Genomic DNA, 18,911 nt, shown 5'->3' on the forward strand with positions numbered 1-18,911 from the left:
TCAGTTGGGAAATTCTCGAGCTCCCTCAGGAAGCGCACTGCAGCCAGTCTCTACCGACGAGGGGAAGGCCGCGCCTTCAATGCGCCGTCAAGCCCTTCATCAGTGGAGCGCCGGCCCTACGGGATATTCCGGGTGAATCGAATGGAATGTTGCAATGAGGCTGATCGCGCGCAAGACGACGTCTTGGGCAAGCCTAAGATCGTTCGCCGCCAGGTCGTTGGCGACCAAAAGCAGCGCCTTTCCCACGGATGCCATCACCATTTCAAGGGCATCATCTCCCTCGTCTGCGGCCCACCTGGCGTTGCGCTCAAGGGTGACTGCCAGCCGCTCGAGCATGGCCTGTCGTTCAGGCAGGGCCAACTCCTCGAAATTCTGAAAAACCATCTCCAATGAATACTCCATGATCGATGACGTCGCGCCCGCCGATCATGAACGTCGGTTGGTGCAAAAAGATGCAGTACGGATGAGATGTCTTCTCGCGATATTCCGAAGGAACTCGGCTGCGATGATCGAAGCAGCCATGCTGGTCTATCGATCAGCTTTGTCTGGTTTGGCCGTCGGTAGCTTGGTCTGCGACACCCATAGCGAAGAGACCGCTCATTTTGCCCTCGGCCTGTCGCCGACTTCGCCACGATTATCGCCTCACAGCGGAAACGAAGAAGGCCGGGGCACGCTCCTCAATGTCGTGTTCTTTCGGAACGGCAAATCCTGGATCGAACTCCAGCCGATGTACAGCTTGAAAAAAATGGCGGGTCAGCCGATTTCGCGGAAGGTGATGGAATAGCGCGTTTGTTCAACGGGCGGGATGGAGTGCTCCCATTCGCTGCGTGCAGGACCGGAAAGGAGGTAGGCAGAACCAGGTTCGATCCTCACCGAAGCGCGTTCCCACTTATTGCCGACGCGACGCCTCAGCCTGAACGTGCAGTTCGATAGCAATGAGACGCCGACGACCCTGCCGAAAACCTTCTTGTCCTTATGCCAGCCGATCGGAGCTCCTTGGGCATATTCGGTAACAAGGGCCTGCTGCAGCCTCTCTGGATCAATGCCGGCAAATGTTGCCGCAAGCTTGCGCACCGGGAGGAGAAATGGTGGGATGTCGGTGACGCGGCTTACCTCGTGGGTGTCGAAGTCGTATTTCCAGCCATAGGAGGTGACTCTCCGCTTGCCTTCGAAACCGTGAAATTCAAAAGGCTTCAGCGGCAATAGCGCGATTTCGCGAAGAAGGTCTGACTGCACGTCCGCCGGGACGACATCGGGCTGATAGCGAAACCCCTCCGGTAATGCGTTTGCAACGACCGCAAACAGATCTGGCTGTGCAAAGTCGGCCATCGTCGCTTCTCCTCTAATGGACGCTTGGGGTTGTGAAGACTGCGGTGAATTCACCACCACCGTGCTGGAATGTGATCGCCTCTTCCTCGGCAGAAAGACTGGAGGCAATCGCGCGGCGCAGCTCAACGATCTTACGGCAATCTTCAATTCGTTCGGTCGGTACCGTAATGCTGCGCAGTACTTCCGTCATTGCGCATTTCGATCTGCGGGCGACCTCAGGGTTCAGCCGAGTTGCTTGGCGATAATCGCCTTCAGTTCGGCGCGGGTGAGCAGGCAGGGATATGGCTTCTGATTCTTGGCTGGCTTATCAGCGCGAGGGGCGCCCTTTCGGGGCGTTGAAGCCGCCGGGGCGGCGGTAGTGGGTATCTTGTTCAATTCGATTCCTTTGAAGGCCACGCAGCCGAGACCAGTCGAGCGATCAAAACGCTCCCGACCGGCGTCCTCCAGGACGACTGGCGTGGCAAAATGCGATGTTCTCAGCGATATAAGGGAGATAAGGAGTGGAGTGGCGGATTACAAGACGACCGCCCTGCCAGCAACGGGCACCGAAGCCGAGGGGCGCCGAAGCGATGTCAGCAGTGCTCCTTTCGGCTGCGGGGACGAACTCCAACGCGGTGAGCAGTCTTCACATCGAACAGTCACGAAGGCTGACGCCGCCGGCTTTGTGACACCAAGGATGGCCCGCCTCCTGAGGAGGCCGGCCTACCGTCTGAGACCATCAAGTTGCAAATCTCCGCGCGGCGCGGTTCGGCTTCGGTTTCCAATGCGCCATAACGGCCGGCATTCCAGCCTCGAGGCAAGCGGCCAGGAATGCCTCCCGTGCGACGAAAGCGGGCACCACCCCGTTCAGTGCGGCGCGGCAGGTCTTCACGGCTCGGTTATGACGCTCTCCGTGCCGCAACGGCCATTCGTTTTCGAGAAAGTCGAGCGCGTCGTAAATTCCGGCGAAAGTCCTTTCCAAACCGCATTGCAATCGGATCGTCACCGGCCGGGTCCATTGAACATCGTTGAGCGGCATGTTCTTCCTCCTTCCAATGCCACTGATTGTCTCCTCACGATGATATTGTGAACCGGTGGTGCCGCTTCAAGAGGTGACTTGCCTATACACCGCGTCTGCGTGAGCATGGCCGGAGCATAAGGGACGGAGCACGCTGTTCGCAACGGCTGTCATGGCGCCGCGCCCGCGCCAGCCCGGTGCCAGGTCGCCGTCATCTTATCGGGACGGCCGCTTGCAAGCGTCTTCGCATTCTAGGTTTGCAGTAGCCGCGGGCTTTTGTCCCGGGGCTTCCTTGCCGATCTGCCCGCAAATGCGTGCCAACGGGCAATGGGCGAAGACCATTGTTTGCCGGCCAGCCGGATCGATGGCATATGCTGTCCGCGGACAACCACCGCCATCGGTCGATCTTGACCACGTGCGACGTCTCGCCGGCTCCACCACGCAACGAGCGTGTGAGATCGGCCTTGAGCTGATTGTTCGATTCACGGCTGAGAACGATTGGTGAAATGCGCGTTCCCAAGTCCGGTTCCGATCGTCAGGATCGCCCAGCTGGACACATCGGTCATCAGCGGAATCTGCGAAAGCCCCTGAACGACGCCGTCATTGTGCATCATAACGAAAGTCTCCCCCTCGTTTATCTTGGGGATGCTTTTGACGAGAGCCGCAGGCAGGTTGAAATGATCGCTCTCCCAGTTTCCACCTGGGAGGTTCTGCCCGCCCCGCACGATGGCACCATCGGCTTCGATCACTCCCGGACAGCCGATCCCGATCAATGGCGCAAGGTTGAGCTGCGCGTCGGCCGCTTTGGCCACCAGTTCTTCAAGCATTTCAGATAGCTTGGCAACGGTGGCAGTCCGGCTAGGGTTTTCCTCCGCATGCTTCCAGATGAGCGACGCCGCCACAGCGGCGTCTTTGCTTGTGCTTCTCTTATCCTTGCCGAACCGAACCACTCCTGCCCTGACGTTGGTCCCGCCAATGTCCACGGCGAGTATTGCATCATGGCCCTTCAGCATCCATTCGGGCATCAGATGCACCGAACCGATCAGGCCGGCATCGTCTGGATGATGCGCAATCGGAACCAGTTCGATCTCGACACCATCACCGCGCAAGAGCATCATCGTGCGCGCGATGACAAGTTCGCCAACCCTTCGCTGGCGGAAACCGCCGCCGACAGCAATTCGCTCGGTTTTTTTCCATGATTTTTCGTCCAAAAACTTTCGTATTACGGCGGCAAAGTCCCGAGAAAACTCCTCCACCGCACCGAATATCATGGCTGCGGCCTCTGCATCCTCTCCGCAAAGCAGCGCGTCGATATCCTTCTTCTTCAACTCCTTGGTCGCGACCTTTCCAAAGGGGTCGCGTCCGAGCTCTCGCAAGAGCTTTCTCTGCTGGTCGACCTTGGCGCGAAAAGACTTCTTGTTTGCGCCGTCACCGATGAAACCTTTCCGATCCCGCGCCTCGTTGTTGTAGTCATCAATAACCACTGAGGGCAATGTTGCCGCGCCGTGAACGAGTGGTGTCGTATCGTTGGCGGGCTTGCGGTTTGTTTTGGTCATGAAAGCTCGCAGGGGCAGTGGGTCGGGACCGCAGCAACGCACGAGTGACGTTTGATGTTCCAAGGAGGACACAACGGAGTTACCAAACAACGCTGCCGCGCGATGAATGTCAGGCTCAAGCCGGCTGCGCGATCACCGTCGACGTGCCGTGGAATGCGTCATTAAGTGGGAGACCGAGCTTACGCTTGGCAACGGGCGTGAAAAGACGTCGGTGCGGTCTGCCTCGAACGCATCGGTATTGGGCTTGTCGCGATATTTGTTGTCAAACAAGATCACCGGCGCCCTCGACCTCGATGGCGAGTAAACCGCCGACGCAGGTCGACTACTGGAGCGTCGCGTGGATAAGCCCACGAGCAACTTCCGGCCTTCGCACGCTCTTCGAAGGACGTCCACGGCGTCCCCAAGGAGATAGAGGGTATCTCGTAGAAGATCGAGTTCGGTCTGGACGGTCGGATCGTTGGGGGCCTCGCGGCGAGCGCGTGCGATCAGGCTATCCGTCGTCGCCACAATGCCCAGAGCGGAATTGATGATGATGTCCAGCATGTTTCCCCCTTTACTGGCTCCTCTGACGAGCTTGAGGGGAAACATGCTCGGCGGCAATCCCGAGATTTAGCTAGAAGCGGCCGCGTACGTTTTCGTACAGATCCCGCAAATCCTCGAGCCCTCGGTCGTAGCGCGTTCGCCTCGGCGACGCCCGAAACCCGGCAATCGCGAGAGCAACAACTGCTGCGGCCGTGGCAACGGCGCCGAGGGTGGATAGCGGGTAAAGCTTTACCGTGGCTTCCGTCTGCCGGACCACCTGACGAGCCCCACCTTTAACGGCGACGGAGGCGTCGGCCACTTGCTGGCGAAGCGCTTCCAATTGTTTCCGAAGGACGCCGATCTCCTTTTCGGCATTGAACTCGGGCTGCGGGGGAATACCGACTGACGCCGTGTTGGTGTCTACAATGGCACGTGGCACAGGTTCGCCAATCCTCGCTCCTTCGGACACCAGCGGTTTCGTGATAATCTTCTTTGCAGGCATGATCGTCCTCCTTCATGAAGCGCCGAGCGCGCATCCAACGATTATGCCTCACGGGCGATTTTTGTTCCGGAAAGCGTGAGAACCACGTTGCGCAACGAATTGGATTGCACAACCCCGCCGCGTTGCTTTGGGCGACCGGCTGGGATTAATGGTTTCCTGTGATGTTGCCCGGAAACTGTGCCGTTGTCGGTGCGATGACTATCGTCAAGTCTTCCTCAGTTCTTGCCTCAACGGGAGCAGAGCACGCCCACCCGATTGAAGCAGGACGTTCTGTGAGGCCCTGCGTGGGCTCGGTTCGCCTCTAGTTCGACCCCAGGCTCCAGCACCTGAAGCCCCTGTCGCAGCGCCTCATTCGCCCAAGCGCTGAGGCTTCAGCATCTCAGCCATCCGTTTAGCGTTCTTGATTGAGTTGCCGTCGCGGTCGTTGTTGAAATAGACCCATATGGTCTTGGCGCCACTTTGGCCTATGCGCTCTGCCCACAGCTCGAGCTCGGCGTCGCTGTAGTCGTGGCGATACCATTTTTCGATCCCGTGGAAACGGACGTAGACGTCATCCCCGGTGCACACGAGTTCGTCTGGCAACCGAGGTCCACTGCAGGCGCAAAATATCGTCCCAGCCGCTTTGAACGCAGCATAAACCTCCGGGTTCCACCAGCTTTTGTGACGGAATTCGATGACGTTTCGACGTCGGTGATCGAGCTGCGACAAGATCGATTGCAGCATTTCCGGCGAGTATCGTATGCTCGGCGGCAGCTGAAACAGGAAACATCCCATTCTCGGTCCAAGCAGGTCGGCAATATAGCCGAAATCGTCGATGAGAATTTGTGTCTGCTGAAAACGCTGGACATGGGTGATGAGCTCACACACCTTGACCGTGTAGACGAAACCGGGAAGCGCCTGTCGTATCCAGGTCTTGACCGCGCCAACCGTTGGCCAGGAATAAAACGGGGCATTGAGTTCCACTGTCTTGAAGCTGGCCTGGTAGATCGAAAACAACTCGTTCGACGGGGTATCGGTTGGATAAAAAGACCCTTTCCAGTGCCAGTAGTACCATCCGGAACAACCAACATGGATGCGGCCCGTAACATCGCGATTCGGTACTATCGGGGACGGATCTCCGGCAAGACGGGCGAGGTGCATCTTGGCAGCCCGCGTGACATTGGCATCGCGCTGCTTCTGCCGACGTTCCGCGCGCCTGGCCCGCCTCATGGCGATCTCTTCGGCGGTGCGCTCCACCTTTTCAACCCAAGTGACGAAAGCGTTGGGGCGTCATTTGCTCAACCTTGTGCTGGTCGCTCGAAATCCATCCTTGGTGTAACCCAAACGAAGGAGGCAGGTTCCACCCGCGGGTGCGCAGTCGTGCGACGTCAACCGGTGCACCGGCACCCGTATGGCAGGCAATCTCGAGAATCTCCGTGCGGTTTCGCCGGGCCGAATCATTGCGTTAGGCTCCGTTTAGCGGGCTGGCCAAGCACCTGATTAGGAGAATGCGTCTTGCCTAGTTTCAGTGAAGAGACTTCGCCCTTGATTTCAGGCATATGGCAATGACGATGACGCTGCCTCAGGCTCAGCAGCGGGCACAGGCATCAGTGCAGCGCTACTTTTTCAGGCTTCCGATTTGAGAACTGGTATACCATCACAATTCCCTGCTCGAGCAGCAGTTCGGCAACTTCGAGGTCGCGCGATCCGAGATCGCAACACATCCCGCGAATGGTGTTCATGACGGACAAAGAATTTTCCACGAACCGAGCGTCTCCCTCACCCTTGGCTTTGTCGGCAGATGCTTCAAGCGCGTCTGCCACTGTCTCGAGCAGGTTGGTGCGTTCGAGAAGCGTCATTGCAGTCAAGGTTTTCGATATTCCGTGCATGTTGTTCTCCCGGCGCGGGCGAGGATCGCGGCGCAGCAAATGTGAGGGTCTATCAACAGTCGCAGTCATGTGGCGATGCGTCGCGTGCGCTGCAAGTCATGGCTGCCCCGCGTATGTTGTATGGTATTTGTCCTGGCCTTACCGGCTTACACTGCGGCGAACCCCGGGAGCGTCTGCAATGACCCGCCCAATTTGCCCCACCTGCACAGAACGTTTTTGAGAGATCTCTCACATGAAAGCGCGCCCCATAAACATGCGGTGGCGATGAAAAGAACGAATGTTTCGCGCGGCGGAAACAGACCGTCGGACCCCTTGCGACCGAAGACTGCATCAAGCAGCCTTGTTGTGGCGACGGGACTGACGGCATAGCCATGGAGGACGTTGGTCTCCCCAGTGGAAGCTGCCGAGTTCGAAGAAGGCTCTGTGATTGCGCTGCCGTCAGCATTGTTCTCTCTCGATCTTCGCTTTTGCTTCCAACCCGCGATGGCAAGGAAATCCGCTCGTTGATCCGCCAGATGTGAGCCGCATCTGGACGCCGCGTCGGAAGCTGCTATGTTCTGCTTTCGTTTCAACGGACCGGCCTTCTGACCAATGGACGCTACTGCCTTGCCTGTGAGGAAAATCATCCGTGTGGATATGGATGCCTTCTATGCATCGGTCGAGCAGCGCGACAATCCGGAGCTTCGCGGCAAACCGGTGGCTGTTGGCGGAGGAGCCGCCCGTGGCGTCGTTGCAGCGGCTACGAGGCGCGGGAATTCGGGGTTCGCTCTGCAATGGCGTCGGTCACTGCGGCAAGGAAGTGCCCGGACCTGATTTTCGTGAAGCCGCGGTTCGAAGTCTATCGTGCCATCTCGCAGCAGATCCGCGAGATCTTTGCGGAGTACACGCCGGTGATCGAGCCTCTGTCGCTCGACGAAGCCTATCTCGACGTCACCGAAAATCTCAAAGACATGCCGGTCGCCACCGAGATTGCGCTGGAGATCCGTGCAAAGATCAAAGCGGTAACCGGGCTGAACGCTTCGGCAGGCATCTCCTACAACAAGTTTCTCGCGAAAATGGCCTCGGACTTGAACAAGCCGAACGGCCAGGCGGTTATCACGCCGAAGAAAGGAGCGGCGTTCGTGGAGCAACTCGCGGTCAACAAATTCCATGGCGTCGGCCCGGCCACGGCAGAGAAGATGCGCCGGCTCGGCATCGAGACCGGTGCGGATCTGAAGGCAAAGCCCCTGATGTTCCTCGTCGACCATTTCGGGAAATCCGGCCCTTACTTCCATGGCATTGCGCGAGGCATCGATGCGCGCCAGGTCCGGCCAGATCGGGTGCGCAAATCAGTCGGAGCGGAAGATACATTTACCGTCGACATCAGCGATCTCGATCTCGCGACCAGCGAGCTGCGGCCACTTGCCCAAAAGATCTGGTCTTACTGCGAAGCCAAGGGTTTCAGCGGCAAGACGGTGACGGTGAAGGTCAAGTATTCCGACTTCACCCAGGCGACCCGGAGCCGGACAAACCCCCTTCCCTATGCAGGCGTCGATGATATTCTTCGGGTCGCCAACGCCTTGCTTGCGGCTGTCTATCCGTTCAAGCGGCCGGTTCGGCTTCTCGGTGTGACACTGTCGTCCCTCACCAATGACAAGGACGCCCACGATTTGGAACAACCGCAACTCGGGCTGGGTTTATAAGTCAAGGAGTCTGGAGCGGAACCAGCAGTGAAAGCCGAAATGTTCCCACCCTGCATTCGCGTCATCGACCTTGAAACTGCCGGCAATGGGCCGGCCGACGTCTGCGAGATTGGCTGGCAGGACGTCTTTCAGGGCGAGGATGGGCGGTGGCAGATCTCGGCGGAGCGCGGGCTCGGTGCTTGTGAATCCTGGCCGGCCCATTTCAGCAGAGACCATGGCGATCCATCATATTCGGGATTGCGAAGTCTCAGGCGCACCGTTCTGGAGAGAGGTGGCGTCGAGCATTCTGCGGCCACCTCATCCGATAGTCGCCCTTGCCGCTCACCGGGCCGCTTTCTAGCAGCGCTACTGCACACCGAGACTGGCTGGGGCCACGCCTTGGATTTGCACCTGGAAATGTGCCTTGCGTGTATGGCCGGAGCTTCCGAAGTTCTCCAACCAGATGTTGCGATATCAGCGTGCGCCGGGAGGTCTGATCCACGAGATCGGCCTTCCTGCCCATCGTGCCATGCCCGACGCCTATGTCAGCGCCCACCATCTGCGTGACGAGTTGAATTCCGCTTCTCTGGACGAGCTCCTGTTGTGGAGTTCTGAACCTGGCCTGCTTCCGCGGGTCCCGGCCGGTCCTGACCGCGGGAAAAACTGGGACCGTCTGACTATCGATGCACTCACCACCTTTCTAAGCGACCGCGACGTGGACGTTCGCTTCAGCGCTAAGACGGAGCTTCTGCAGCGAGGAGAAACGAAAAAAACGGCTATTCCCGTCCAGCAGACACTTTTTTAGTCACGTCGCGCGACTAGCCCGGCCCTCGATCTGACATCGTCCGATGGTCTGACAGCGGTCTGCTACAACCGCCAAAAACGCGACTCGGTCTCGGCGGTATCGCGTTTTCGATCGATGATCGCCGAGCCGAACCTCAACCCGCGGTTTCTCGCACGGCAGACCTCGTCCATCGACTGCTCATCGTCAGCACGTCCTCGGCTTCGTTCGCATCTCTTCAGAGCGTCGGATGTCTACCAGGGGCGCCTCCTTGTCGGAATGGAGGCTCATATGCGCGATATCTTGGTTGCTCGACGCCGAGGGCAACGAGTATCCGGAGCTTACCGTCTACCGAAAGGACGGAAACGAACTCTGCGTGTTCTATAATACGGCTTCGCCGTCATGCTCGCATTGAGCGCGGGAGAAAGTCAGTTCCTAAGATCGACGCCCTCATCCTTCGAGAACTTCTCCATTGTGTCGAGTACTTCCTCTGGCGTGACGTCCTCCTGGAGCTCCTCTATCTCCGCCTTCTGTTCAAGGTCGACACCGATCTTTTCGGCGATGGCAGCGACAATTGTGAGGAGTTGCGTCGTCTCGTGCTCGGAAAGCAACGAGATCTGCAAGTTGAGGTCGGCCCGCTTGTCGTCGGCCTCGGCCATGCGATTCTGGCTGATCATGACGAAGGTGGAGATGAAGATCGCTTCCACCGACGCGACCATCGCCAGGATGACGAGCGAAGGGTCGAATGCCGGAAGACGAAGGTCATTGAGCCGGCGAAGCGGGTGATTGCGGCCGCAGCCCGATCCTGCCTCGACGCCTTTCGAGCTTCGTCGCGCCGTCGTTGAAGAAGTGCGTCGATATTGCGATCGAGGCGGTTGGCAAGGCCTGGTTCCTGGTGAGTGGAGATGGGCGACATGAGAAAGCTCCGAGTTTACCCTGGAACTTGGCGCCCGCCATCAAGTTCCGCCTCGGGCGCAGGCAGAGGCGACCAACAAAACGTTTTGTCGACGCCCCAAACGCAGCCTCTTGCATCATATGGAACCGTGGTGTCCGCGATGCGCGCCACGCTTTTCTTTCTTCTATGCATGTCGTCTGCAAGACCGCTGCACGGTCTGCGCGACTGAGCTCTCCGGTTTCGAGATGCGCCCCGGCGAGCAAGCCGGCTGCAGATCAGAGCGACAGTTCCCTGGCCAGCGCGTCGATCTTCCTGCAGGCATCCCCGAACGGGTCGCGCGCCGGCACCAGGGGCGAAACCCCAAGGAGGAGGAGCGCTTTCAGGTGCTTCCAGCCACCTTCCTCGCCCAGCACCGGGGCATAGGATGTCATCACGCCGGGCCTTTCGCCATAGAGGCGCTTGAACTCCGCGAAATTGGAGAAGGCCTCGTGGTTGTTGTCCACGAGATGGAAGCTCTCGGCCGCCGCACCTTCGGCCAGGATGGCCTCATGCGTATCGAGCAGAACGGCATAATATTCGAGCGGCATGTCGTCGGCCGGAGTGACCGGTGCAATGGTCGTGCCGTTGACGAGATCCTTCACGCGGATCAGGACGCCGTTCAGAAACAGCGCATGGCCGGATGACAGGTAGAGATCGGAGTGCGGGGTGCGGCCGTCGAGCGCATGGCGGCGAATGCGGACCGGCACGACGGCTTCCTGCCAGCGTGCGCCGTTCTTCCTGAAGGCCTGGCGGCCGACCCATCTGATCGGACGAGTGCTTCCATCCGGAAGGGCAACGCGATCGCCGACACGCAGATCCTCGACAGGCCTTTCACCACAATCCGTGAGGATACCCGTTCCCCGCAGGAAGCACTGCGGACCGCCGCCGCCACCGCCTCCGCCGGAACCACCGCTCCCCCCGGAGCCACCGTGCCCGCCGGAGCCGCCGTGTCCACCCGAGCCACCGTGCCCCCAACGGCGTCCCAATGCACTCGCGGGAGATGTGGAAATTGCCGTGGCCAATGCCGCCACGCCCGCGAGCCGAACACCGGCGGCAGCAGCGACACCTAGAAAATGTCTGCGCGCAGTATTGTGCGGCAGAAGTTTCGGATCTTCCGTGGATGACATGGTGATCTCCTTTCTGAAGCGGTCTCTGGGCCCTCCAAGTGGCATGAAGACCGGCAGTGTGAGGTTCTTCGTAAACAGGCAGAAATGAAGATAGGACTGCCGCGACAACCGGCCTCGGACCAAGGTCCTACCCGGGGACGATCAAAACAGCGTAAGCGGATCGTCCCTATTGAGTACTGGATTTAGTCATATCTGCATCTACGGATCATCTTCAGCTACGGCGGCGGGTCAGAAACCTGGTCACCCTACCGATCTTCAGATGTCTCTTGCGCAGGCTTTCGGACCAACGCGCAGAGCGCCTCATCGATGTTTGACAGATCTGGAGATGAAGGATCCGCAGCGGTGATCTGCATCGCTGGCTCGGCAAGCTGAACCGCTCGATCCGAGGCAACAAGCGAGACGCCATCTTCTCAAGAGTTAGAAGGCTCGACCCGTCGATCAATGCGAGGCTCCCGTGTTTGTCGTCAGGTCCAGACATCAGCCGCTATCGCGGAGACGTTCGTTGGAGAGGCACGACCGGAGGTACTCCTCCAGCTCAATACATACGCTCTCATAATGGGCGAGAATCAATTCGTGTTCGCCACCGTCGGTCTGGTATTTCGCTCTGGACTGCAATGCCTCGCCATAGGTCTCGATCAGTTCCGTCAACTGGTGCGCCGTTGACGCATATGGCTGAAGGTCGGGATGCTTCTTCAGAAGTGCCTTCAGACCGAACTGGAAACTGTCAGGGTTAACTTCGTTCACTATTGATACCAAGAATACTGCAACGAGCGCTGGATTTTGCGAAGTCGCACCTGAATGGGACATGAAGATCCCGAGCGATGATGCCGGCCCCGCGTCGCCGCCAACAGCGATGGCGTTATGGTTGGGAGATCGGGGCCGGTAGCGATTTTGTGAAATCGTCAGCAATAGGATGTAATCGCTCGCCCTACGAGTACCGCGCACCAGAACGACGCAAGGACCGACGTATACTGTCCTCGTCGCCTTCGACCTGTTCGCCGCCGTCTCGAAGCTTCGAGATTCCCAGCTGAACGACCTTGATCATATCGGTCATCCGCTGACCGTGGCTATCCTGGTATTGTTCCAGCGTAGGGGCATGAAGCGTAACATCGAGCAGCGCAGAAATGTGATCGTCTTTGACCGCTTTGGCGCCGACAGCCCAAACGCGGCTGAACAAAAGTCGATCCGATTCAGTTATTGGCATGACGACCCGCTTGCGCGCCCCCGCGTCGTGTAAAGTGGTGAAGCTAGCGGGCTGCCTGCGGTCATCAACCGGACTAAAGTCCGATTCTGCGCCGCAACCACGCGTTGGTACGGTAGCGTACAAGCGACTTGCCCTGGCTCCAATGTGCCTGCTTCAGCTGGTCAGTTTGCCTTCAACTTCAGGCGGTGTGACGCCTTGCCCGCAGAATGCGCCCATCCCTGCCACGGCGTTAACCCCGCCGTACCAGATGCGGCCAACGTTTCATCGCCGCCATTGCAGCTGAAATGCTGATTGTCTTTTCAGGCCAGCCAACTTGCCGGCTCTGAGCTGCCATTGGTCGGATAACGCAGACCGCGCGTCCAGGCTGTTGAAATAAGGGAGGAGGTCGTCGGTCTGGAATAGCACTGTTTTCGGCGTCCCGGCGAAAATGAGGAAATGCGACTTCTTTTCGAAGCGCCACAATATCTTGGTGACGGACGCTCCGGCCCCATGTTCCATCAATGATCTTCTTTACCAGCGATACCCATTTTGGCGATCCACGTGTCCTCAGGATTGACCGACGTCCTTTCCCAGACATGGCCGCCCACGATGTGGCGCTGATCCAAAACTGGAATGGCCTTGTCGGCGAAGATGACGATGTCTGGCATCTCGGCGATTTCATGTCGGCCCGCGCAGGCGATTGCGACCAGCTTCTATCGCGCTTGAAGGGGCGCAAACACCTGGTAGTTGGTAATAACGATCCAACAACGACCACTGAAGCGAAGGGTTGGGCGAGCGTCCAACACTATGCCGAAATACGCACTGACGATCATCACCTGATCCTCTGCCATTACGCTTTCAGGACGTGGAACCAAATGGGCAAGAAATCGATCAATCTGCACGGCCACTCGCACGGGCGTCTAAAACCGCTGCCTCGCCAATTCGACGTCGGCGTGGATGCGCAGGAATTGCGCCCGATGAGGTTGGAGCAGATCGTGAAACGCGGGCGCGCTAGCTGATCTTCGTTACCAAGCCTTTTGTGGGTGCCGCCAGCGTCAGGCGCCTCGACGCGGACCCTGCCTTGAAAACGCCCGCTTGGGCGTTTGGCCGGTGCATGGTTTGGACGGAGACGGCGATGTCGAGGGGGACGTAAGTCGGTGAGTTACGTGCGAAAGCTGCTTGGCCAACCTCGGCGATTGGAACTCGTCACTGGTGACATCGACTTTTTCGCGATGGAAACGTTAGGCTCATTTCACCGCCTAGCGATACTCCCGGCAGCCAGTCACGCATGGTTCACCTGGCCGCAATCGTGCCTGGATTGACTTGAGTGGATTCGCCGGCCGCCCGGCGGGCATTCGTGCTAATGTGTCGTGCCGACGCACTGCTCAACTGGTATAACAAGCAGGGCGAACTCCGCTTGCCTTCCCCGGCCGATCTGCAAGCGCGCAACCGGACGGGCATCTTCTGGCAGGCAGGATACGGTCGTCCCGCTTCCTCGCTGGCGACGATGACAAGGCCCTGCCTGCTGGATAGACGTGGATCTGACCTTGTACCAAATCCGCGCTTGTCACTTCCGAGCACCAGTACGGGCGCGATTTCCCCCACCGCGGCATCCAGCTTTCCGGCTTCGGCCCAGTTCAACCCCGCTACTGCGGGTCCATCCGGCACTCCAATCTCCAACCGCGCGAGGACTTCCAAAACCGGAGACCAGTCAACCAAATCCTGAGTCGGATCATGGACGTTGATATTCAACCGCTGAAGCGCTCCCGAGGCTCCGAACGCCGCCGCCACTGTCAATAGCATGAGCGTCAAGGATGAGGTTGCGATGGCATAGCGAATGGTCGGCCAGGCGCAGCCGCCGCACCGAGCGCCCAGCAATGGGAAGACGAACAACCATCCTGGCATCGGCCAATGCGGAAATCCTGTTCCGCTCCCGAGCGCCTGAAGCGTCGTGTAACCGATCGTCGGAACTGCGAGGGCAAGGCAAAACAACTCTCCTTCCGTTCGCCCCGTGCGAAATGCGTGAAGCAAGGCCCGTATCAGTGGGAGTGCTATCCACGGCCCCAACCAAACGATCTGGCCGAGAACCATGCAAGCCAAGGCCCAAGGGGAAAACTGCAAGGCGCCTCGCCCGGCCTGGAAACGCAATGACGCCCAATCATGCTGACCATTCCAGACCAGCACCGGTAGAACCATTCGCTCCGGATCGCTTTTGGATGAGGATGGCGAGTGCGTCCCGCCGGACATCGGCTGGAATGAAAAAAGGGCGCTCGACCCAATGGGGAGCGCCCGAACCATCCCGGCAACGTTTGCGGCGGAGGCCGAGGAGTGGTTGGAACGAATGTCGACCGAGTCGGTGCAGTTTGGCAAGCAGGTGGTGAACGGACAGGAAACACGTCGATCGGCCAATAACTGTCACCCACACGTTATCCACAGCCTGTTCACAATGTAACCTCATGCAAGCGTTTGCTTTTTGCCGCTAGGATGAACTTTCAGGTGCTGCATTGTGGCACCGTCCACGCAGAGTTTTTCCATACCGGTACCGAGACTTGCCGACAGAGCGTATGTTGCCGGTCTCTCGAGCGCCAGGCGGCGGATCGCTCGGGGTCGGGAAGCGACCGGCGGGCCTCGATGGTCGCTTCCCGAAAATCGCGGGTATCGCCCGCTACGCCACCAAGCGCCGGTCTCCGGTAGGCGAGGCCGGCAAGGGCACACCATTGCGGCGGAGACGTCGAGCGGTTATGAATCTCCCCTCAATCCAAATCGGGGAATTCGAAGTGGCGAACGGCACAGTCAAGTTTTTCAATCAGGACAAGGGCTTCGGCTTCATTACGCCGAACGATGGCGGCCAGGACGTCTTCGTTCATGTGAGTGCAGTCCAGGGCTCCACGCTGCTGCGCGAAGGGCAGAACGTCTCTTACGACCTGGGTCAGGATCGTAAGACCGGCAAGTCGAAAGCGGAAAACGTCCGCGCGATCTGAGCGCTCGCGGGCGGGGCTTTCTGGATGAGGATCAGGACGGCCACCCTTTCCGGGAGACCGGCAAGACGCGCACCTATGGCGAAGTCAGCCAAACAGCCGTCGAACTTGCCCGTCCGCAAACCGTCGCGACGCGACGATTGCAGCTGCCTATGGCTATGGCGCTTCAGGCGACTTTGCTCAGTTCCCCCGAGGCAAAATCGACCAGCAGGCGCAGTCGCGCCGCTGTAGCCAGTGAGCAACGGTGCGTGCAGGGGCACCGACAAGGTCATCGAGGAGCACGACGCGCGCGTCCTAAGTTACAAGGATGCTTGATGCTGCCAAGATTTTGGCGATCATCACATTGTTATCAACCGGAGATGAAGCATGCGATTTGCGTCCGATTTGGAACGCCAGCTGAATGGCTACGGCCCGCTGGGCTGTCGATCCAGTTGCTGGGTGTTGCCACGTCGCCTCTAACCGCTATTGCGGCCAGCTCGCCCGGCTTGAAGCTTCCGGGTTTACCGCCCTGCGAAGGGATCGCATTAGAGGTGGTCTGATCGTGACCGTCCGGAACATTCACTGCACTATGATGTGCGGGGGGCGAAGACGTCTGTGGAAGTTCGCTAACACGCCATTCGTTCGGCCCGATCAGCCGCTGGTGTGTATAGCGCACGGAATGGAGAGGGCCGTCGAGGCTTGTCTGCCAGAAGTTCAGGAACTTGCGCATTTCGGGAAAATCCGGAGCAAGATCGTAGTCCTGCCAGACATAGGTCTGCAGGACGGATTCAAAGTTGGGAATGCGGTAGAGGATGTGTGCGGTGGTGAGGGGCACCCTTTTATTGTTCCGGAACAGACGTTTAGCAGCCACGTCTTACGAGTGCTAATTTTTATTTGGCAGCCTCTTGAAATCGGAAAAACCCGAAAATAAATTTTGCACGCGAACGCTCGACGAGGTTCGCACCCGCCCGGACTGGTCATCCGGTCCGGCCAGGGGATTTCGAAACATCATCGTTTGTCCACGGAGGAAAAACATGTCGTTCCGACCGCTCCATGATCGCATTCTCGTACGCCGGGTCGAATCCCAGGAGAAGACCAGAGGCGGCATCATCATTCCCGACACCGCCAAGGAAAAACCGCAGGAGGGCGAGGTCGTCGCCGTAGGCCCCGGCGCGCGTGACGAGGCCGGCCAGACCCAGGCGCTCGACGTCAAGGCCGGTGATCGCATCCTGTTCGGCAAATGGTCCGGAACCGAGATCAAGATCGACGGTGAAGATCTGCTGATCATGAAGGAATCCGACGTTCTGGGCGTCATTGAAGCTCAGGGCGAGCAGAGACAAGCCGCCTGAGGCGGCTCGTCCCCCAAATCCAACACCATCAGTCAGTAGCTGCCTATTGAGGAGTTAGACAAATGGCTGCGAAAGAAGTCAAATTCCATAGCGACGCCCGTGAACGCATGCTGCGTGGGGTCGATGTGCTGGCAAATGCCGTCAAAGTCACGCTCGGCCCGAAGGGTCGTAACGTGGTGATCGACAAGTCCTTCGGTGCTCCGCGCATCACCAAGGACGGGGTATCGGTCGCCAAGGAAATCGAACTCGAAGACAAGTTTGAGAATATGGGCGCCCAGATGCTGCGCGAAGTGGCGTCGAAAACCAACGATCTTGCCGGTGACGGAACGACCACCGCGACAGTACTCGCGCAGGCCATCGTCAAGGAAGGTGCAAAGGCCGTCGCATCGGGCATGAATCCGATGGACCTGAAGCGCGGCATCGACATCGCCGTCGACGCCGTTGTCAAGCAACTCAAGACCAATGCCCGCAAGATCACCAGCAACTCGGAGATCGCCCAGGTGGGCACCGTCTCTGCCAACGGTGATTCCGAGATCGGCCGCTACCTTGCCGAGGCGATGGAAAAGGTTGGCAATGAAGGCGTCATAACCGTCGAGGAAGCCAAGACCGCCGAGACCGAACTCGAAGTCGTCGAGGGCATGCAGTTCGACCGTGGTTACCTGTCTCCTTATTTCGTGACCAACCAGGACAAGATGCGCGTTGAGTTTGAAGACCCATATATCCTGATCCACGAAAAGAAACTGTCGAACCTGCAGGCGATGTTGCCTGTCCTCGAAGCAGTCGTGCAGTCGAGCAAACCGCTCCTCATTATCGCCGAAGACGTCGAAGGCGAAGCTCTTGCCACACTCGTCGTCAACAAGCTGCGCGGCGGCCTGAAGATTGCTGCAGTCAAGGCTCCGGGCTTTGGCGATCGTCGCAAGGCCATGCTCGAAGACATCGCCATCCTGACGGGAGGCACCGTCATCTCCGAAGACCTCGGCATCAAGCTCGAGAACGTCACGCTGAACATGCTCGGCCGTGCCAAGAAGGTGGCGATCGAAAAGGAAAACACCACCATCATCGACGGCGTCGGCTCCAAGGCCGAGATCGATGGTCGCGTTGCGCAAATCCGCGCGCAGATCGAGGAGACGACGTCTGACTACGATCGCGAAAAACTGCAGGAACGTCTCGCCAAGCTCGCTGGCGGCGTTGCCGTCATCCGGGTGGGCGGTTCGACGGAAGTGGAAGTGAAGGAAAAGAAGGACCGCGTCGATGACGCGCTTCATGCAACGCGTGCCGCCGTCGAGGAGGGTATTCTGCCAGGTGGCGGTGTGGCGCTGCTTCGCGCAGTCAAGGCGCTCGACAATCTCGACACCGCCAACCGGGACCAAAAGGTCGGCATCGACATCGTGCGCCGCGCGATTGAGGCCCCTGTTCGTCAGATCGCGGAAAACGCCGGCGCCGAAGGTTCGGTCATCGTCGGCAAGCTGCGGGAGAAGGCCGAGTTCTCCTTCGGCTGGAATGCCCAGACCGGGGAATACGGCGATCTCTACGCTCAAGGCGTTATCGACCCGGCCAAGGTCGTGCGCACCGCACTCGAGGATGCGGCATCGGTCGCAGGTCTCTTGGTGACCACCGAGGCAATGATTGCCGAGAAGCCCAGGAAGGAAGCCGCTCCGACAATGCCCGCCGGCGCCGGAATGGACTTCTAAAGGTCATAGGGAAGGCTCGCCCCAGCCGCCGTGGGGCGAGCCACTTGCGGAGGAAACCATGAACCTGCCATCGAAGGAAGACGCGCGCCTCTGCGCCAGCGTCGTCAAAGAGGTTGCCCGAGCCAAAGGGATGTCGGGCGACCCATCCTCCATCGGCCGGCTGACGGCGACAGTCGCCAGACTGTTCAACAAGGGCATGCGAGACCGCGACAGGCTTCTGTCGGAAGCGATGGCAGTCGCTGACATGCCGGTGGCGCAGGAGGAGCACCGTCCGCTCCTCGCTGAGCTTCTGAACAACACTCCGGGTGCCATCGGTTTATCTATGGAGCCGGAAAATGAGAGAGGACATCAACAACAGTAGAACGAACCACAGACCGGAAGCGGCCGTAAGCGTCGCGCATGTGCTGCATACGGATAATATCCGTCACCGGCGGGATGTGCTCGCATCCGATGA

18 protein-coding genes and 4 pseudogenes are annotated in these 18,911 nt (G+C 59.0%); 8 read left to right on the forward strand and 14 right to left on the reverse strand.

Annotation, left to right across the window (positions count from 1 at the left end; translation table 11 throughout):
- Positions 1-99: 99 nt before the first annotated feature.
- Positions 100-384 (reverse strand): hypothetical protein, encoded by a 285-nt coding sequence (locus LVY75_35135; protein ID XAZ26393.1) that lies wholly within the window; start codon positions 382-384, stop codon positions 100-102.
- A 16-nt stretch (positions 385-400) separates the two neighbouring features.
- On the opposite strand from LVY75_35135, the gene LVY75_35140 reads away from it, so the two are divergent.
- Entirely contained in the window at positions 401-784 is a 384-nt protein-coding gene (locus LVY75_35140; protein ID XAZ26018.1) for a hypothetical protein, read from the forward strand.
- Here the strand turns inward: LVY75_35140 and LVY75_35145 are convergent.
- The 8 genes from LVY75_35145 to LVY75_35180 all read right to left on the reverse strand — a co-directional run bounded on the left by LVY75_35145 (position 754) and on the right by LVY75_35180 (position 6,774).
- Positions 754-1,329, reverse strand: a complete 576-nt coding sequence (locus LVY75_35145) for an alpha-ketoglutarate-dependent dioxygenase AlkB (GenBank protein XAZ26019.1) — start codon at positions 1,327-1,329, stop codon at positions 754-756. The genes LVY75_35140 and LVY75_35145 overlap by 31 nt on opposite strands.
- A 13-nt stretch (positions 1,330-1,342) precedes the next feature.
- Positions 1,343-1,519 carry a hypothetical protein gene (locus tag LVY75_35150; protein ID XAZ26020.1) on the reverse strand — a complete coding sequence of 59 codons (177 nt, stop codon included), beginning with the start codon at positions 1,517-1,519 and terminating at the stop codon, positions 1,343-1,345.
- Between the two features lie 528 nt (positions 1,520-2,047).
- A complete protein-coding gene (locus tag LVY75_35155) occupies positions 2,048-2,347 on the reverse strand; it encodes a DUF982 domain-containing protein (protein XAZ26021.1) in 300 nt (99 codons plus the stop codon).
- Positions 2,348-2,808: 461 nt separating this feature from the next.
- On the reverse strand, positions 2,809-3,882 hold the full coding sequence (locus LVY75_35160; protein ID XAZ26022.1) for an ROK family protein: 1,074 nt from the start codon (positions 3,880-3,882) through the stop codon (positions 2,809-2,811).
- 132 nt (positions 3,883-4,014) lie between these two features.
- Positions 4,015-4,425, reverse strand: a complete 411-nt coding sequence (locus tag LVY75_35165; GenBank protein XAZ26023.1) for a hypothetical protein — start codon at positions 4,423-4,425, stop codon at positions 4,015-4,017.
- A 70-nt stretch (positions 4,426-4,495) separates the two neighbouring features.
- Positions 4,496-4,906: a hypothetical protein gene (locus LVY75_35170; GenBank protein XAZ26024.1), complete on the reverse strand. Its 411-nt coding sequence runs from the start codon at positions 4,904-4,906 to the stop codon at positions 4,496-4,498.
- 348 nt (positions 4,907-5,254) lie between these two features.
- A complete protein-coding gene (locus LVY75_35175) occupies positions 5,255-6,115 on the reverse strand; it encodes a DUF72 domain-containing protein (protein XAZ26394.1) in 861 nt (286 codons plus the stop codon).
- A gap of 377 nt (positions 6,116-6,492) precedes the next feature.
- Positions 6,493-6,774: a hypothetical protein gene (locus LVY75_35180; protein ID XAZ26395.1), complete on the reverse strand. Its 282-nt coding sequence runs from the start codon at positions 6,772-6,774 to the stop codon at positions 6,493-6,495.
- 591 nt (positions 6,775-7,365) lie between these two features.
- Between LVY75_35180 and dinB the strand changes: the two are divergent.
- Together dinB and LVY75_35190 are read left to right on the forward strand one after the other, a co-directional pair.
- Positions 7,366-8,456, forward strand: a pseudogene (gene dinB, locus LVY75_35185) (DNA polymerase IV).
- Between the two features lie 39 nt (positions 8,457-8,495).
- Positions 8,496-9,240 (forward strand): annotated as a pseudogene (locus tag LVY75_35190) (DNA polymerase III subunit epsilon).
- A gap of 404 nt (positions 9,241-9,644) precedes the next feature.
- On the opposite strand, the pseudogene LVY75_35195 reads toward LVY75_35190, so the two are convergent.
- The 4 genes and pseudogenes from LVY75_35195 to LVY75_35210 form a co-directional block, all read right to left on the reverse strand.
- Positions 9,645-10,132: pseudogene (locus LVY75_35195) on the reverse strand (DUF1003 domain-containing protein).
- A 254-nt stretch (positions 10,133-10,386) separates the two neighbouring features.
- A complete protein-coding gene (locus LVY75_35200; protein ID XAZ26025.1) occupies positions 10,387-11,277 on the reverse strand; it encodes a Hint domain-containing protein in 891 nt (296 codons plus the stop codon).
- A 477-nt stretch (positions 11,278-11,754) separates the two neighbouring features.
- Positions 11,755-12,186 (reverse strand): CREG family protein, encoded by a 432-nt coding sequence (locus LVY75_35205; GenBank protein XAZ26026.1) that lies wholly within the window; start codon positions 12,184-12,186, stop codon positions 11,755-11,757.
- 556 nt (positions 12,187-12,742) lie between these two features.
- Positions 12,743-12,979: a hypothetical protein gene (locus LVY75_35210; GenBank protein ID XAZ26027.1), complete on the reverse strand. Its 237-nt coding sequence runs from the start codon at positions 12,977-12,979 to the stop codon at positions 12,743-12,745.
- 2 nt (positions 12,980-12,981) lie between these two features.
- On the opposite strand from LVY75_35210, the gene LVY75_35215 reads away from it, so the two are divergent.
- Positions 12,982-13,479, forward strand: coding sequence for a metallophosphoesterase family protein (locus tag LVY75_35215; protein XAZ26028.1), 498 nt, complete (start codon positions 12,982-12,984; stop codon positions 13,477-13,479).
- Positions 13,480-15,237: 1,758 nt separating this feature from the next.
- Entirely contained in the window at positions 15,238-15,441 is a 204-nt protein-coding gene (locus tag LVY75_35220) for a cold-shock protein (GenBank protein ID XAZ26029.1), read from the forward strand.
- Between the two features lie 607 nt (positions 15,442-16,048).
- On the opposite strand, the pseudogene LVY75_35225 reads toward LVY75_35220, so the two are convergent.
- Positions 16,049-16,288: pseudogene (locus LVY75_35225) on the reverse strand (usg protein).
- A 163-nt stretch (positions 16,289-16,451) separates the two neighbouring features.
- Between LVY75_35225 and groES the strand changes: the two are divergent.
- From groES to LVY75_35240, 3 genes are all read left to right on the forward strand, one after another.
- Positions 16,452-16,766, forward strand: coding sequence for a co-chaperone GroES (gene groES / locus LVY75_35230; GenBank protein ID XAZ26030.1), 315 nt, complete (start codon positions 16,452-16,454; stop codon positions 16,764-16,766).
- A gap of 62 nt (positions 16,767-16,828) precedes the next feature.
- A complete protein-coding gene (gene groL / locus LVY75_35235; protein XAZ26031.1) occupies positions 16,829-18,457 on the forward strand; it encodes a chaperonin GroEL in 1,629 nt (542 codons plus the stop codon).
- A 58-nt stretch (positions 18,458-18,515) separates the two neighbouring features.
- Positions 18,516-18,818, forward strand: coding sequence for a hypothetical protein (locus LVY75_35240; GenBank protein XAZ26032.1), 303 nt, complete (start codon positions 18,516-18,518; stop codon positions 18,816-18,818).
- The last annotated feature ends 93 nt before the right edge of the window (positions 18,819-18,911 follow it).

Origin of the sequence: Sinorhizobium sp. B11 (assembly GCA_039725955.1) — a bacterium.
Taxonomy (GTDB): Bacteria; Pseudomonadota; Alphaproteobacteria; order Rhizobiales; family Rhizobiaceae; genus Rhizobium.

What these genes read in the sequence shown, in the direction of transcription:
- LVY75_35145 (XAZ26019.1), bottom strand. Translation starts at nt 1,329, where the DNA reads ATGGCCGACTTTGCACAGCCAGATCTGTTTGCGGTCGTTGCAAACGCA.
- LVY75_35140 (XAZ26018.1), top strand. Translation starts at nt 401, where the DNA reads ATGATCGATGACGTCGCGCCCGCCGATCATGAACGTCGGTTGGTGCAA.
- LVY75_35135 (XAZ26393.1), bottom strand. Translation starts at nt 384, where the DNA reads ATGGTTTTTCAGAATTTCGAGGAGTTGGCCCTGCCTGAACGACAGGCC.
- groL (XAZ26031.1), top strand. Translation starts at nt 16,829, where the DNA reads ATGGCTGCGAAAGAAGTCAAATTCCATAGCGACGCCCGTGAACGCATG.
- LVY75_35215 (XAZ26028.1), top strand. Translation starts at nt 12,982, where the DNA reads ATGATCTTCTTTACCAGCGATACCCATTTTGGCGATCCACGTGTCCTC.
- groES (XAZ26030.1), top strand. Translation starts at nt 16,452, where the DNA reads ATGTCGTTCCGACCGCTCCATGATCGCATTCTCGTACGCCGGGTCGAA.
- LVY75_35165 (XAZ26023.1), bottom strand. Translation starts at nt 4,425, where the DNA reads ATGCTGGACATCATCATCAATTCCGCTCTGGGCATTGTGGCGACGACG.
- LVY75_35160 (XAZ26022.1), bottom strand. Translation starts at nt 3,882, where the DNA reads ATGACCAAAACAAACCGCAAGCCCGCCAACGATACGACACCACTCGTT.
- LVY75_35150 (XAZ26020.1), bottom strand. Translation starts at nt 1,519, where the DNA reads ATGACGGAAGTACTGCGCAGCATTACGGTACCGACCGAACGAATTGAA.
- LVY75_35180 (XAZ26395.1), bottom strand. Translation starts at nt 6,774, where the DNA reads ATGCACGGAATATCGAAAACCTTGACTGCAATGACGCTTCTCGAACGC.
- LVY75_35200 (XAZ26025.1), bottom strand. Translation starts at nt 11,277, where the DNA reads ATGTCATCCACGGAAGATCCGAAACTTCTGCCGCACAATACTGCGCGC.
- LVY75_35210 (XAZ26027.1), bottom strand. Translation starts at nt 12,979, where the DNA reads ATGGAACATGGGGCCGGAGCGTCCGTCACCAAGATATTGTGGCGCTTC.
- LVY75_35155 (XAZ26021.1), bottom strand. Translation starts at nt 2,347, where the DNA reads ATGCCGCTCAACGATGTTCAATGGACCCGGCCGGTGACGATCCGATTG.
- LVY75_35240 (XAZ26032.1), top strand. Translation starts at nt 18,516, where the DNA reads ATGAACCTGCCATCGAAGGAAGACGCGCGCCTCTGCGCCAGCGTCGTC.
- LVY75_35175 (XAZ26394.1), bottom strand. Translation starts at nt 6,115, where the DNA reads ATGAGGCGGGCCAGGCGCGCGGAACGTCGGCAGAAGCAGCGCGATGCC.
- LVY75_35170 (XAZ26024.1), bottom strand. Translation starts at nt 4,906, where the DNA reads ATGCCTGCAAAGAAGATTATCACGAAACCGCTGGTGTCCGAAGGAGCG.